The sequence below is a fragment of the Pseudomonas sp. 58 R 12 genome (assembly GCF_900005865.1).
GTDB lineage: Bacteria > Pseudomonadota > Gammaproteobacteria > Pseudomonadales > Pseudomonadaceae > Aquipseudomonas > Aquipseudomonas tritici.
The window spans coordinates 453,214-466,951 of record NZ_CVTP01000016.1; the positions used below are offsets into that span (position 1 = coordinate 453,214).

General features: G+C 60.3%; 14 protein-coding genes and 1 pseudogene. 11 read left to right on the plus strand and 4 right to left on the minus strand.

Annotation, left to right across the window (positions count from 1 at the left end):
* The first annotated feature begins 142 nt into the window (after window positions 1-142).
* The 4 genes and pseudogenes from coaBC (at window position 143) to argB (ending at window position 4,398) form a co-directional block, all read left to right on the plus strand.
* Window positions 143-1,351: a bifunctional phosphopantothenoylcysteine decarboxylase/phosphopantothenate--cysteine ligase CoaBC gene (gene coaBC, locus BFP95_RS11490; protein WP_043048060.1), complete on the plus strand. Its 1,209-nt coding sequence runs from the start codon at window positions 143-145 to the stop codon at window positions 1,349-1,351.
* A gap of 5 nt (window positions 1,352-1,356) precedes the next feature.
* Entirely contained in the window at window positions 1,357-1,812 is a 456-nt protein-coding gene (dut, locus tag BFP95_RS11495) for a dUTP diphosphatase (protein ID WP_003213270.1), read from the plus strand.
* A 254-nt stretch (window positions 1,813-2,066) separates the two neighbouring features.
* Window positions 2,067-3,473: pseudogene (locus BFP95_RS11500) on the plus strand (phosphomannomutase/phosphoglucomutase); the annotation flags it as partial.
* A gap of 19 nt (window positions 3,474-3,492) precedes the next feature.
* A complete protein-coding gene (gene argB, locus BFP95_RS11505; protein ID WP_017735763.1) occupies window positions 3,493-4,398 on the plus strand; it encodes an acetylglutamate kinase in 906 nt (301 codons plus the stop codon).
* A gap of 168 nt (window positions 4,399-4,566) precedes the next feature.
* Here the strand turns inward: argB and pyrE are convergent, their stop codons facing one another.
* The gene (pyrE, locus tag BFP95_RS11510) at window positions 4,567-5,211 is read right to left on the minus strand and encodes an orotate phosphoribosyltransferase (protein ID WP_003195489.1); all 645 of its coding nucleotides are present in this window, start codon (window positions 5,209-5,211) and stop codon (window positions 4,567-4,569) included.
* Window positions 5,212-5,293: 82 nt separating this feature from the next.
* On the opposite strand from pyrE, the gene BFP95_RS11515 reads away from it, so the two are divergent.
* Window positions 5,294-6,073, plus strand: a complete 780-nt coding sequence (locus BFP95_RS11515) for an exodeoxyribonuclease III (RefSeq protein WP_003195493.1) — start codon at window positions 5,294-5,296, stop codon at window positions 6,071-6,073.
* A gap of 58 nt (window positions 6,074-6,131) precedes the next feature.
* Here BFP95_RS11515 and BFP95_RS11520 read toward each other — a convergent pair whose 3' ends face one another.
* Window positions 6,132-6,500: a DUF4870 domain-containing protein gene (locus BFP95_RS11520; protein ID WP_065875476.1), complete on the minus strand. Its 369-nt coding sequence runs from the start codon at window positions 6,498-6,500 to the stop codon at window positions 6,132-6,134.
* Between the two features lie 22 nt (window positions 6,501-6,522).
* Window positions 6,523-7,245 carry a ribonuclease PH gene (gene rph, locus BFP95_RS11525; protein WP_003213280.1) on the minus strand — a complete coding sequence of 241 codons (723 nt, stop codon included), beginning with the start codon at window positions 7,243-7,245 and terminating at the stop codon, window positions 6,523-6,525.
* A gap of 185 nt (window positions 7,246-7,430) precedes the next feature.
* On the opposite strand from rph, the gene BFP95_RS11530 reads away from it, so the two are divergent.
* The 6 genes from BFP95_RS11530 to BFP95_RS11555 all read left to right on the plus strand — a co-directional run bounded on the left by BFP95_RS11530 (window position 7,431) and on the right by BFP95_RS11555 (window position 12,741).
* Window positions 7,431-8,294, plus strand: a complete 864-nt coding sequence (locus BFP95_RS11530; protein ID WP_049710930.1) for a YicC/YloC family endoribonuclease — start codon at window positions 7,431-7,433, stop codon at window positions 8,292-8,294.
* 10 nt (window positions 8,295-8,304) lie between these two features.
* The gene (gene gmk, locus BFP95_RS11535; protein WP_065875477.1) at window positions 8,305-8,925 is read left to right on the plus strand and encodes a guanylate kinase; all 621 of its coding nucleotides are present in this window, start codon (window positions 8,305-8,307) and stop codon (window positions 8,923-8,925) included.
* A 167-nt stretch (window positions 8,926-9,092) separates the two neighbouring features.
* Complete coding sequence (gene rpoZ, locus BFP95_RS11540; RefSeq protein ID WP_003176920.1) at window positions 9,093-9,356, plus strand: DNA-directed RNA polymerase subunit omega; 264 nt, start codon at window positions 9,093-9,095, stop codon at window positions 9,354-9,356.
* Between the two features lie 60 nt (window positions 9,357-9,416).
* Window positions 9,417-11,522, plus strand: coding sequence for a bifunctional GTP diphosphokinase/guanosine-3',5'-bis pyrophosphate 3'-pyrophosphohydrolase (gene spoT / locus BFP95_RS11545; protein WP_065875478.1), 2,106 nt, complete (start codon window positions 9,417-9,419; stop codon window positions 11,520-11,522).
* 39 nt (window positions 11,523-11,561) lie between these two features.
* Window positions 11,562-11,942: a RidA family protein gene (locus BFP95_RS11550; protein WP_065875479.1), complete on the plus strand. Its 381-nt coding sequence runs from the start codon at window positions 11,562-11,564 to the stop codon at window positions 11,940-11,942.
* 58 nt (window positions 11,943-12,000) lie between these two features.
* A complete protein-coding gene (locus BFP95_RS11555) occupies window positions 12,001-12,741 on the plus strand; it encodes a hypothetical protein (RefSeq protein WP_065875480.1) in 741 nt (246 codons plus the stop codon).
* Between the two features lie 68 nt (window positions 12,742-12,809).
* Here BFP95_RS11555 and BFP95_RS11560 read toward each other — a convergent pair whose 3' ends face one another.
* Window positions 12,810-13,661 (minus strand): SDR family oxidoreductase, encoded by an 852-nt coding sequence (locus BFP95_RS11560; protein WP_065910096.1) that lies wholly within the window; start codon window positions 13,659-13,661, stop codon window positions 12,810-12,812.
* Window positions 13,662-13,738: the final 77 nt, after the last annotated feature.

The window sequence follows — 13,738 nt, forward strand, 5'->3', positions numbered from 1 at the left end:
TGCGTCCTATGCGCCACGTGCACCGCTGTTGCCTCGCGGACGCTGTGTTATCGTAGGCCCTCTTTTTTGCCGCGATTTCCCCTGGGGAGGTGGCATCGCAGGCGCCACTGAACTGGCATCACTGAACTGGAAAGGCAAACCAATGCAGCGTCTGTATCGGAAACGCATCGTTCTCGGCGTTGGCGGCGGCATTGCCGCCTATAAGAGCGCAGAGCTGGTCCGCAGGCTCCTGGACCAAGGCGCCGAAGTGCGCGTGGTCATGACTCGCGGCGGCAGTGAGTTCATCACGCCGTTGACCATGCAGGCCTTGTCCGGGCACCCGGTTCACCTGGATCTGCTGGACCCGGCGGCCGAAGCCGCCATGGGCCATATCGAGCTGGCCAAATGGGCCGACCTGGTGCTGATCGCCCCGGCCACCGCCGACCTGATCGCCCGCCTGGCCCAAGGCATCGCCGATGACCTGCTGACCACCCTGGTACTGGCCACCGACGCCACCGTCGCCATCGCCCCGGCCATGAACCAGGCCATGTGGCGCGACCCGGCCACCCAGGCCAACACCCAACTCCTGCAAAGCCGTGGCCTCAAGGTATTCGGCCCGGCCTCCGGCAGCCAGGCCTGCGGCGACGTCGGCATGGGTCGCATGCTTGAAGCCACCGACCTGGCCCAGTGCGCCGCCGAGTGCTTCCAGCACTTGGCACTCACTGGCAAGCATGTGCTGATCACGGCTGGCCCAACCCAGGAAAACATCGACCCGGTGCGCTACATCACCAACCATAGCTCAGGAAAAATGGGCTTTGCGCTGGCCGAAGCGGCGGTCGAGGCAGGCGCACGCGTTACCTTGATCACCGGCCCGGTGCATTTGCCGACCCCGGATCGGGTCACGCGAATCGACGTAGTCAGCGCCCGCGACATGCTCGCGGCCTGTGAGGCGGCCATTCCGTGCGACCTGTTTATCGCCTCGGCAGCGGTTGCGGACTACCGCCCGGAAGTCGTCGCCCCGCAAAAGCTCAAGAAAGACCCTACGAGCGGTGACGGCCTGCTCCTGCAAATGGTGCGCAACCCGGACATTCTGGCCACCATCGCCACGCGCCCGGACCGCCCGTTCAGTGTCGGCTTCGCCGCCGAGACCGAGCATTTGCTGGACTACGCAGCACGCAAATTGAAAGACAAAAACCTCGACCTGATCGTTGCCAATGATGTCGCCAACCCGAGCATCGGCTTCAACAGCGAGGAAAACGCCTGCAGCGTGATCGACCGCGAGCTGCACGCCACCCTTTTCGCCCAGACCAGCAAAGGCAAGATTGCCCGCCAACTGATCTCTTTTATCGCCCAACGGCTGAACCAGGTTTAATGTCCATGCACGCTTTGCAAGCCAAGATCCTCGACCCACGCATCGGCAACGAATTCCCGCTGCCAGCCTATGCCACCCCGGGCTCCGCCGGCCTCGACCTGCGCGCCATGCTCAAGCAAGACACAGTGCTTGAGCCGGGCCAGACCATTCTGATTCCCACGGGCCTGTCGATCTACGTCGGCGACCCTGGCCTCGCTGCGCTGATCTTGCCGCGCTCCGGCCTGGGTCATAAACACGGCATCGTGCTGGGCAACCTGGTGGGCCTGATCGACTCGGACTATCAGGGCGAGCTGATGGTGTCATGCTGGAACCGTGGCCAGACCGCGTTCAACATCGCCGTCGGCGAGCGCATTGCCCAGTTGGTACTGGTGCCGGTCGTACAGGCACATTTCGAACTGGTAGAGGAATTCGACGAAACCCAGCGCGGCGCGGGCGGGTTCGGGCATTCCGGCAGCCACTGACTAAGCTGAATCTGGCCGGGCGCCGTTGCCCGGCCCGACGCCACCGCTGGGCTTTCAGGACGAAGAATGCGCGGATTTTATCAGCGAGATTTCTCCATAAAAATCAACGCATTACGCAGACAACAAGTCGGGGCCAGCACTCCGATGGCATTTTTGCACCACGAACTCTCTGCCGAAAACACCGTCATACCCTTCAGTTTGAGCCTGCCGGTCAGTCACATTAAGGCCAGCCTTGCCCCCTTCAGATGGAGTTTCCCCCCGCGATGAGTACCGCAGCCCGCGTAGCCCCGACATTCCCCGACAGCATCTTTCGCGCCTATGACATTCGTGGCGTGGTGCCCAAGACCCTGACTGCCGAAACGGCCTACTGGATTGGTCGCGCCATCGGCTCCCAGAGCCTGGCCCAGGGCGAGCCCAACGTCTCAGTTGGCCGTGACGGTCGCCTGTCCGGCCCGGAGCTGGTGGAACAACTGATCCAGGGCCTGGCCGACAGCGGTTGCCACGTCAGCGACGTGGGCCTGGTGCCGACGCCTGCGCTGTACTACGCAGCCAACGTACTGGCCGGCAAGTCCGGGGTGATGCTCACCGGCAGCCATAACCCGTCGGACTACAACGGTTTCAAGATCGTCATCGCTGGCGACACCCTGGCCAACGAACAGATCCAGGCCCTGCACAACCGCCTGAAGACCAACGACCTGACCAGCGGCCAGGGCACCGTCACCAAAGTCGACATCCTGCAACGCTACTCTGATGAAATCACCCGCGACGTCAAACTCGCGCGCCGCCTGAAAGTGGTGGTGGACTGTGGCAACGGCGCGGCCGGCGTGATCGCGCCGCAGCTGCTCGAAGCCCTGAACTGCGAAGTGATCCCATTGTTCTGCGACGTTGACGGCAACTTTCCGAACCATCACCCGGACCCGGGCAAGCCTGAAAACCTGGTGGACCTGATCGCCAAGGTCAAGGAAACCGGGGCTGATGTGGGCTTGGCCTTCGACGGCGACGGCGATCGCGTAGGCGTGGTGACCGAAACCGGTGAAATCGTGTTCCCGGATCGCCTGCTGATGCTGTTCGCCCGCGACGTGGTCGCGCGCAACCCCAACGCCGAGATCATCTTCGACGTGAAGTGCACCCGCCGCCTCACGCCGCTGATCAAGGAATATGGCGGTCGCCCGCTAATGTGGAAGACCGGTCACTCGTTGATCAAAAAGAAAATGAAGGAAACCGGCGCGCTGTTGGCCGGCGAAATGAGCGGCCATGTGTTCTTCAAGGAACGCTGGTTTGGGTTTGACGATGGGATTTACAGTGCCGCACGCCTGCTGGAGATCCTCAGCAAGGAAAAATCCACGGCCGAAGAGCTGTTTCAGACCTTCCCGAATGATATTTCTACGCCAGAGATCAATATCCATGTGACCGAGGAGAGCAAATTCAGCATCATTGACGCACTGCACGATGCGCAATGGGGCGAAGGCGCCAACCTGACCACCATTGATGGTGTGCGAGTCGATTACGCCAAAGGCTGGGGCCTGGTTCGCGCGTCCAACACCACACCGGTGCTGGTCCTGCGTTTCGAGGCGGATACCGAGGCTGAGTTGCAGCGCATCAAGGACGTGTTCCACGCCCAGTTGAAACGTGTTGCCCCTGATCTCCAATTACCGTTCTGATTTTTAACCGGAGCCCTGAATGACCCTCGAACGCGAAGCCGCTGCCAACACTGCCAAGGTCCTTTCCGAAGCGTTGCCTTACATCCGACGCTACGTCGGCAAGACGCTGGTGATCAAGTACGGCGGCAATGCCATGGAAAGCGAAGAGCTGAAAACCGGCTTTGCCCGCGACATCGTGTTGATGAAAGCCGTGGGGATCAACCCGGTGGTAGTCCACGGTGGCGGCCCGCAAATCGGCGATCTGCTCAAGCGCTTGTCGATCGAGAGTCACTTCATCGATGGCATGCGCGTCACTGACGCGCAAACCATGGACGTGGTGGAGATGGTCCTCGGCGGCCAGGTCAACAAGGACATCGTCAACCTGATCAACCGCCACGGCGGCAGCGCCATCGGCCTGACCGGCAAGGACGCGGAGCTGATCCGCGCAAAAAAACTGACGGTGACCCGCCAGACGCCAGAGATGACCCAGCCGGAAATCATCGACATCGGCCAAGTGGGTGAAGTCATCGGCATCAACACCGACCTGCTGAACCTGCTGGTGAAAGGTGACTTCATCCCGGTGATCGCGCCGATCGGCGTGGGTGCAAACGGCGAGTCCTACAACATCAACGCCGACCTGGTGGCCGGCAAGGTGGCTGAAGCACTGAAGGCTGAAAAGCTGATGCTGCTGACCAACATCGCTGGCCTGATGGACAAGGAAGGCAAGGTGCTGACTGGCCTGACCACTCAACAAGTGGACGAGTTGATCGCCGACGGCACCATCTACGGCGGCATGCTGCCTAAAATCCGTTGCGCGCTGGAAGCGGTGCAAGGCGGTGTGGGCAGCTCGTTGATCCTGGATGGCCGGGTACCGAATGCGATCCTGCTGGAAATCTTCACCGACACGGGTGTGGGCACGCTGATCAGTAACCGCAAGCGTCCGTAGCTGCAAACAAAAAGGCCCCCGCTTAACTCAATTGAGCGGGGGCCTTCGTGTTTGTACGCAGTCCCACTGTGGGAGCTGGCTTGCATGCGATGGCGGCGACACATTCAACAATTCTATTGCCTGATACACCGCTATCGCGGGCAAGCCCGCTCCCACAGGAGATCTGTGTCAGACGCCGAATTGTTCGCGGTACGCACGCACGGCCGGCAAGTGCTGCTTGAGCTGCGGATCATCTTCCAGAAACTGCAGCACCTGGTTCAACGACACGATGCTCACCACCGGAATACCGAAGTCGCGCTCCACTTCCTGGATCGCCGACAATTCACCGTTGCCACGTTCCTGGCGGTTCAGCGCGATCAGCACGCCGGCGGCCTTGGCGCCGTCCTGGGACGCGATGATCTGCATCACTTCGCGGATAGCAGTACCGGCCGTGATCACGTCATCGATGATCAACACATCGCCAGTCAGCGGCGCGCCCACCAGGCTACCGCCTTCGCCATGGGCCTTGGCCTCTTTGCGGTTGAAGCACCACGGCAGGTCCTGCCCGTGATGTTCAGCCAGGGCCACGGCAGTTGCAGCCGCCAGGGGAATGCCTTTGTAGGCCGGGCCGAACAAAACGTCGAAGGAAATACCGCTTTCGACGATGGCTGCCGCGTAGAAACGACCCAGCTGAGCCAGGGCCGAACCCGAGTTGAACAAGCCCGCATTGAAAAAGTACGGGCTGGTGCGCCCGGACTTTAGAGTGAACTCACCGAAGCGCAAAACGCCGCGATCGATGGCAAAACGAATGAAATCGCGTTGATACGCCTGCATGAAAAAAGCCTCAGATACCACGGATTTAGCTAATTAGGTAGACGGCGTGTATCATACACGCACGCGATTTTTGGGGCCATTTATGCGGATCATCAGTGTGAACGTTAATGGTATTCAGGCTGCAGTCGAGCGTGGTTTGCTCAGTTGGCTGCAAGCCCAGAATGCCGACGTCATCTGCCTGCAGGATACCCGCGCCTCCGCCTTTGAACTGGACGACCCAGCCTTCCAACTGGATGGCTACTTCCTTTATGCCTGCGATGCCGAAGTGCCCACCCAAGGTGGCGTGGCTTTGTATTCGCGGTTGCAACCCAAGGCGGTCATCAGCGGCCTCGGCTTCGAGACAGCCGACCGCTACGGGCGCTACCTGCAAGCCGATTTCGATAAGGTCAGCATCGCGACCTTGCTGCTTCCTTCGGGGCAGAACGGCGATGAAGACTTGAACCAGAAGTTCAAGCTAATGGACGATTTCGCCCGTTATCTGGATAAACAGCGGCGCAAACGTCGCGAGTACATTTATTGTGGCTCGCTGTACGTGGCGCAACAGAAGCTGGATATCAAGAACTGGCGCGACAGCCAGCAATCCCCGGGTTTCCTGGCGCCAGAACGCGCCTGGATGGACGAGATTGTCGGCAACATGGGCTACGTGGATGCCCTGCGCGAAGTCAGCCGCGAAGGCGACCAGTACAGCTGGTGGCCGGACAACGAACAGGCTGAGATGCTCAACCTGGGCTGGCGTTTCGACTACCAGTTGCTGACCCCAGGCCTGCGCCGGTTCGTTCGCAGCGCACGCCTGCCGCGCCAGCCGCGCTTCTCGCAGCACGCACCGCTGATCGTGGACTACGACTGGACATTGACCATCTGAGGTCTTTTCCCAGGCACAAAAAAACCGACATCGCTGTCGGTTTTTTTGTGGCCGCTCATTATTTGATCACACGCCAGGTCAAGGGGTAGCGATAGGCAATGCCCTTGTTGGCCTTGATACTGCCGATGATCGTCAGCACCACAGTGGCAATCGCCAGCGCAAACATCAGGAAAAACCCAACCACCGCAAAGGCCAGCACGATGCAAACCATCCAGGCGATGGCCACGGTGATCTGGAAGTTCAGGGCTTCCTTGCCCTGATCATCAATGAACGGGTCCACTTCTTTCTTCATCTGCCACAGGATCAGCGGCCCTACGACACTGCCGAAAGGGAACACAAACCCCAGAAACGCCGCGAGATGGCACAACATTGCCCCCTGACGCACCTCGTAGGAAGGCGTAGGCACCGGCATTTGGCTGTCATTCATGGCGTTTCTCCTTGAGGCCGACTCAGTCAGCCAGGGCGGCGTTCTGCAGTTCGAAAATCTCGGTCATGCCTTTCTGGGCCAGGGCCAGCATGGCGTTCAGATCAGCCGGCTGGAATGGCGCGCCTTCGGCAGTGCCCTGCACTTCGATGAAGCCACCAGTGCTGGTCATCACCACGTTCAGGTCGGTCTCGGCGGCCGAGTCTTCCAGGTAGTCCAGGTCCAGCACAGGCTCGCCTTGGTACATGCCTACCGATACGGCAGCGATCATTTGCTTGAGCGGGTCACCGCCTTTCAGGCCGCCACGCTTCTTGATCACTTTGAGTGCATCAACCAGGGCGACCATGGCGCCGGTGATGGACGCGGTGCGGGTGCCGCCGTCGGCCTGGATCACGTCGCAGTCGACGTACAGGGTCACGTCGCCCAGCTTGGACATATCCAGGGCTGCGCGCAGGGAACGACCGATCAGGCGCTGGATTTCCAGGGTGCGGCCGCCTTGCTTGCCACGGCTGGCTTCACGCTGGTTACGCTCACCGGTGGCGCGCGGCAGCATGCCGTACTCGGCGGTCAACCAACCCTGGCCCTGGCCTTTAAGGAAACGCGGTACGCCGTTTTCGACGCTGACGGTGCAGATCACCTTGGTATCGCCAAACTCGACCAGTACAGACCCCTCGGCGTGTTTGGTGTAGTTGCGGGTGATGCGGATCGAGCGGAGCTGATCGGCAGCGCGACCACTTGGACGTTTCATAGGGAGACACCTGTACTGAGGACGAAAAACTGCCGAGCATTATAGAGCCGCGAGCCGATTCGGGGCACTGCTAAAAAATCCGGTTACGAATGGTCGAGTTTGGGCGTGCTCGCCCACTGCGCTACAATCCTGCGCCTTCTTAACCATCAGCCCGTGTTTGCGGGACTGCAACGCGAGGTACCTCCATGGTGCACAGCATGACCGCCTTCGCCCGCGTCGAAAAAGCCGGCGTACAAGGCACCCTGAGCTGGGAGCTGCGCTCGGTCAACAGCCGCTACCTGGAACCGCACCTGCGTCTGCCGGAGTCATTCCGCGACCTCGAAGGCGCCGTGCGTGAGGCGCTGCGCCAGGGCATCTCCCGAGGCAAGCTGGAATGCACCCTGCGCTTTACCGAAGAAACCACCGGCAAGCCGCTGCAGGTTGATCGCGACCGCGCGGCACAATTGGTGGCCGCCGCCGAGACCATCGCCGGCCTGATCAAGCAGCCTGCCGCGCTCAACCCACTGGAAGTGCTGGCTTGGCCTGGCGTATTGGTGGCCGACGCCACCGACCCGCAAGCCCTCAACGCCGAAGCCCTCGCCCTGTTCAACCAGGGCTTGAAGGAGCTCAAGGCCGGCCGCGAGCGCGAAGGCGCCGAGCTGGCACGCCTGATCAGCGAGCGTCTTACCTCCATCGAAGAAGACGTGGTCACCCTGCGCGAGCTGGTGCCGCAGATGCTCGCCACCCAGCGCCAGAAGGTGCTCGACCGCTTTACCGACATGAAGGCCGACCTCGACCCGGTGCGCCTGGAACAGGAAATGGTGTTGCTGGCGCAGAAGAGCGACGTCGCCGAAGAACTCGACCGCCTGAGCACCCACATCCTTGAAGTGCGCCGCGTGCTCAAATCGGGCGGTGCCGCCGGTCGGCGCCTGGACTTCCTGATGCAGGAACTCAACCGCGAAGCCAATACACTGGGCTCCAAGGCGTTCGATCCGCGTAGTACCACGGCTGCGGTCAACCTCAAAGTGTTGATCGAGCAGATGCGCGAACAAGTACAGAATATTGAGTAAGGCAACCTCCATGACCCACAGCACCGGCACCCTTTACATCATTTCCGCCCCCTCGGGCGCGGGCAAAAGCAGCCTGGTCAAGGCCCTGACCGACGCTGACGAGCAGATCCGCATCTCGGTTTCCCACACCACCCGCGCCATGCGCCCGGGTGAGGTGAACGGCGTGCACTATCACTTCGTCGAACGCACCGAGTTCGTCAAGATGATCGAGCACGGCGACTTCCTCGAGCGCGCCGAAGTCTTCGGCAACCTCTACGGCACGTCGCAAAGCCACTTGCAGCAGACCCTGGACGAAGGCCACGACCTGATTCTGGAAATCGACTGGCAGGGCGCCGAGCAAGTGCGCCAACTGATGCCCAAGGCGCGTTCGATCTTCATCCTGCCGCCGTCGCTTGAAGCCTTGCACCAGCGCTTGAAAAATCGCGGCCAGGACAGCGACGAGATCATCGAAGGCCGCATGCGTGAGGCCGTCAGCGAAATGAGCCATTACGTCGACTATGACTACCTGATCATTAACGACGATTTTGCCCACGCGTTGGACGATTTGAAGGCGATTTTTCGCACCAACCAGCTCCAGCAAAAGCGCCAACAACAGCGTTTCGGCAAATTACTGGCCGAACTGCTCGGCTGATTGGCTCTTCCCAAAACCGCTGCAAGGGCTTTACATTGGCGCTTGTAGCGGTTTTGCGAGGGCCTGCGAAAAATCAGCGCTTCCCTAAACGCTGGTGATTTTTTAAACTGTTTAGTCCGCTCGCCCAACCGGGCAGCGCGCATCTTGCATTCGCTCCGAGGAATACCATGGCCCGCGTAACCGTTGAAGACTGCCTAGAACACGTGGATAACCGCTTTGAGCTGGTCATGCTCTCTACCAAGCGTGCCCGTCAACTGGCCACTGGCGGCAAAGAGCCCCTGGTCCAGTGGGAAAACGACAAGCCTACCGTTGTAGCCCTGCGTGAAATCGCTGAAGGCCTGATGAGCTACGAGTTCATCGCCAACGCCGAAATCGTTGAAGACGAACCGCTGTTTGCAGCGTTCGAGGACGAGTCCAACGAGGCCGTCTAAGCCTATGCCTGGTCGACGTAGCACGGCGCGGGGTCACAGCCAACGGCAGGAGTTCACACTTTGCCGAGCATAGACGCCCTCGCCGATCGCTTATCGGCCTACCTCGGCCCAGACCAGGTCAACCTGGTCCGCCGAGCGTATTTCTACGCCGAACAAGCCCACGACGGCCAACGCCGCCGTAGTGGCGAGGCGTATGTCACGCATCCCCTTGCGGTGGCAAATATTCTTGCCGACATGCACATGGACCATCAAAGCCTGATGGCCGCAATGCTGCATGACGTGATCGAAGACACCGGTATCGCCAAAGAAGCGCTGCAAGCGCAGTTCGGTGAAACCGTGGCCGAACTGGTCGACGGGGTCAGCAAACTGACCCAGATGAACTTCGAGACCAAGGCCGAAGCCCAGGCGGAAAACTTCCAGAAGATGGCCATGGCCATGGCCCGCGACATTCGGGTGATTCTGGTCAAGCTGGCCGACCGGCTGCACAACATGCGCACGCTGGAAGTGCTGTCCGGCGAAAAACGCCGGCGCATCGCCAAGGAAACCCTGGAAATCTACGCGCCCATCGCCAACAGGCTGGGCATGCATGCCATCCGTATCGAGTTTGAAGACCTCGGTTTCAAGGCCATGCACCCGATGCGTTCGGCGCGCATCTACCAGGCGGTGAAACGCGCCCGGGGCAACCGCAAGGAAATCGTCAACAAGATCGAAGAGTCGCTGAGCCATTGCCTGGCGATCGACGAGATCGAAGGCGAAGTCAGCGGGCGGCAGAAGCACATCTACGGCATCTACAAGAAGATGCGCGGCAAGCGTCGGGCCTTCAACGAGATCATGGACGTGTACGCGTTCCGGATCATCGTCGACAAGGTTGACACCTGCTACCGCGTGCTCGGCGCTGTACATAATTTGTACAAGCCCCTGCCCGGCCGCTTCAAGGACTACATCGCGATTCCCAAGGCCAACGGCTACCAATCGCTGCATACCACGCTGTTCGGTATGCATGGTGTGCCGATCGAGATCCAGATCCGCACCCGCGAAATGGAAGAGATGGCCAACAACGGCATCGCCGCCCATTGGCTGTACAAATCCAGCGGCGACGAGCAGCCCAAAGGCACCCATGCCCGCGCCCGCCAGTGGGTCAAGGGCGTGCTGGAAATGCAGCAACGTGCCGGCAACTCCCTCGAATTTATCGAAAGCGTGAAGATCGACCTGTTCCCGGACGAGGTCTACGTGTTCACGCCCAAAGGCCGGATCATGGAGCTGCCCAAAGGCTCCACGGCGGTCGACTTTGCCTACGCGGTGCACACCGACGTGGGCAACAGCTGCATTGCCTGTCGGATCAATCGCCGCCTCGCGCCGCTGTCCGAACCGCTGCAAAGCGGCTCCACGGTCGAGATCGTCAGCGCGCCGGGCGCACGCCCGAACCCAGCCTGGCTCAACTTTGTGGTCACCGGCAAAGCGCGCACACATATCCGTCACGCCCTGAAGCTACAGCGCCGCTCCGAATCCATCAGCCTCGGCGAACGCCTGCTGAACAAGGTACTTAATGGTTTCGACAGTGCCCTAGACAAAGTTCCTACAGAGCGTGTGCAAGCGATGCTTCACGAGTATCGCCAGGAAACCATCGAAGATCTGCTGGAAGATATCGGCCTGGGCAACCGCATGGCCTACGTCGTCGCCCGCCGCTTGCTCGGCGAAGGTGAGCAGCTACCAAGCCCGGAAGGCCCACTGGCGATTCGCGGCACCGAAGGCTTGGTGCTCAGCTACGCCAAGTGTTGCACGCCGATCCCGGGCGACCCGATTGTCGGCCACTTGTCGGCGGGCAAAGGTATGGTGGTGCACCTGGACAACTGCCGCAACATCACCGAAGTCCGTCACAATCCGGAAAAATGCATCCAGCTCTCGTGGGCCAAGGATGTCACCGGCGAATTCAACGTCGAGTTGCGCGTCGAGCTGGAACACCAACGCGGCCTGATCGCCCTGCTGGCCAGCAGCGTCAACGCGGCCGACGGCAATATCGAGAAAATCAGCATGGACGAGCGCGATGGTCGCATCAGCGTGGTCCAGCTGGTGGTCAGCGTGCACGACCGTGTGCACCTCGCCCGCGTGATCAAGAAACTGCGCGCCCTGATCGGTGTGATCCGCATCACCCGTATGCGGGCATAGGCCTTCAAATACGTCATCACCTCTTACAAGGAGTCATAAATGACCAAGACCGTTATCACCAGCGATAAAGCCCCGGCCGCGATCGGCACTTACTCCCAGGCGATCAAGGCGGGCAATACCGTCTACATGTCTGGCCAGATCCCGCTGGACCCAAGGACCATGGAACTGGTGGAAGGCTTTGAAGCACAGACCGTGCAGGTCTTCGAAAACCTCAAGTCGGTTGCTGAAGCTGCTGGCGGTTCGTTCAAGGACATCGTTAAGCTGAACATTTTCCTCACCGACCTGAGCCACTTCGCCAAGGTCAACGAGATCATGGGCAAGTACTTCGAACAGCCGTACCCAGCCCGCGCAGCCATCGGCGTTGCTGCCCTGCCAAAGGGTGCACAGGTTGAGATGGACGCGATTCTGGTCATCGAGTAAAACACCCGGCGCGGCCCTCCCATAGGCTGCGCCGACTTCGTTTTAAAAGGATTTCATGATGCGCAAAGCGCTTGTAGCCTCATCACTGCTCGCCCTGCTGCTCGGCGGCTGCGCCAGCAACCCTGCCGACCTGGACGTGAGCGGCACCTGGATCAACCAGGTCGCCATCGATGCGGCAGCCAAAGGCGGCCCTTTGCGTGAAGCCTTGCAAAGCTATGGCCCTAACCTCGAATGGGAGGTTAATACCAAGGCTTCGCAGGCGCGCTACTACAACGGCTTTGAAGTAGCCGAAGGCAAATTGCTGGGTGAAAAATCCGGCGCCTGGAGCGTGGATTTCTACGGCAGCTCAGCTACCGAATTGAAGCGCAAAGGCAAACAACTGCTGCAATCGGCCAACGACAACGAGCCGGAACAGCTGTTTGCCCGCGCCAAGGACCCCGCGCCGGAAGGTGCCCCCATAGGCGCCAACTTTGAGCGTGCGCTGTACGCGGCCTACATGGGCGGCGACTGGAAGATCAGCGACGGCTTCGGTAGCGGCGCCATCGTGCAGTTCCAGGCTGACGGCAAGGTTGTCGGCTTGCCTAATGTTGATCGGTACTCGCTGTGCCTGGCCGGTGATTGCGCCTCCATGAGCGGCGGCTATGACAGCATCTGGCTGCAACTCAACGGCCAGGGCAACCCGTGGATTTTCGTGCGCAAAGGCAAGCAGCTGGAAATCTTCCAGGCGATCAATACTGCGCGAGCGGATGAAGTGCCTTCGTTTACGCCCGGACCGCGGCAGTGGTTGCTGGAAAAGTAATTAAGTAGCCAAACACAGATCCAAATGTGGGAGCTGGCTTGCCAGCTCCCACATTTTTTGACTGTGTTTCAGCCTTTGAGGATCGCCGCGTAGCCTTCGCGGTAAGTTGGGTAGGTCGGCGCCCAGCCCAGCGTCTTCGCTCGCGCATTGCTGCACTGCTTGCTGCCGGCACGACGCACACTCGCATCCTCGGACCACTCCGTCACACCCAGATACTCGCGCAACCACGCCACCACTTCCGCCAGCGGTGCGGGCGCATCGTCGACGCCGATGTAGACCTTATCCAGCGAGCCACTCTGCTCCACATGCCGCAACAAAAACGCCAACAAGCCCGCCGCGTCATCCGCATGAATGCGGTTGCCATATAAAGGCGGATCGATTGCGACACGGTAGCCCTGGCGAACCTGGGTCAGCAGCCATTCGCGGCCTGGGCCATAAATACCGGTCAGACGCACGATGCTGGCCGGGATGTCACTATTGAGCGCCACTTGCTCAGCCTCCAGCATCACTTGCCCGGAATAACCCTTGGCTTGAGTCTCCGACGTTTCGTCGACCCACTCTCCATTCTGCTGCCCATAGACGCTGCTGCTGGAAACAAACAGCAAGTGTTTCGGCTCCTGACCGTAGTCGCCCAACCACTCCAGTACGTGTTTCAGCCCTTCTACATAAGCGGCGCGATAACCGGCTTCGTCGTGGTCAGTCGCGGCGGCGCAGTACACCAGGTAATCCACCCCGCCGATCGGCCAGGTGTCAGGGCAATCCTTGTTGAACAGGTCGCCGGCAATGCCAATCACGCCGGCGGGCAGCCGCGAAATATCACGCCGCAGGCCGTGCACCTCCCATCCCGAGGCGAGCAATTGGCTAGCCAGCCGACTACCCACATCGCCACATCCGGCAATCACAACAGAAGGCGCTGACATCACAAAACTCCGTATTGAAAGGTCTAGGTTAGCCGTCGCGGTAGACCGACGGCCAGAAAAAGCACAAATAAAGTTAC

Excerpts from the sequence above, each read along its gene's own strand:
- gmk (WP_065875477.1), top strand. The coding sequence starts at position 8,305 with ATGACCCACAGCACCGGCACCCTTTACATCATTTCCGCCCCCTCGGGC.
- BFP95_RS11520 (WP_065875476.1), bottom strand. The coding sequence starts at position 6,500 with ATGAATGACAGCCAAATGCCGGTGCCTACGCCTTCCTACGAGGTGCGT.
- BFP95_RS11550 (WP_065875479.1), top strand. The coding sequence starts at position 11,562 with ATGACCAAGACCGTTATCACCAGCGATAAAGCCCCGGCCGCGATCGGC.
- rpoZ (WP_003176920.1), top strand. The coding sequence starts at position 9,093 with ATGGCCCGCGTAACCGTTGAAGACTGCCTAGAACACGTGGATAACCGC.
- BFP95_RS11515 (WP_003195493.1), top strand. The coding sequence starts at position 5,294 with ATGCGGATCATCAGTGTGAACGTTAATGGTATTCAGGCTGCAGTCGAG.
- BFP95_RS11530 (WP_049710930.1), top strand. The coding sequence starts at position 7,431 with ATGGTGCACAGCATGACCGCCTTCGCCCGCGTCGAAAAAGCCGGCGTA.
- rph (WP_003213280.1), bottom strand. The coding sequence starts at position 7,245 with ATGAAACGTCCAAGTGGTCGCGCTGCCGATCAGCTCCGCTCGATCCGC.
- BFP95_RS11555 (WP_065875480.1), top strand. The coding sequence starts at position 12,001 with ATGCGCAAAGCGCTTGTAGCCTCATCACTGCTCGCCCTGCTGCTCGGC.
- coaBC (WP_043048060.1), top strand. The coding sequence starts at position 143 with ATGCAGCGTCTGTATCGGAAACGCATCGTTCTCGGCGTTGGCGGCGGC.
- BFP95_RS11560 (WP_065910096.1), bottom strand. The coding sequence starts at position 13,661 with ATGTCAGCGCCTTCTGTTGTGATTGCCGGATGTGGCGATGTGGGTAGT.
- dut (WP_003213270.1), top strand. The coding sequence starts at position 1,357 with ATGCACGCTTTGCAAGCCAAGATCCTCGACCCACGCATCGGCAACGAA.
- pyrE (WP_003195489.1), bottom strand. The coding sequence starts at position 5,211 with ATGCAGGCGTATCAACGCGATTTCATTCGTTTTGCCATCGATCGCGGC.
- argB (WP_017735763.1), top strand. The coding sequence starts at position 3,493 with ATGACCCTCGAACGCGAAGCCGCTGCCAACACTGCCAAGGTCCTTTCC.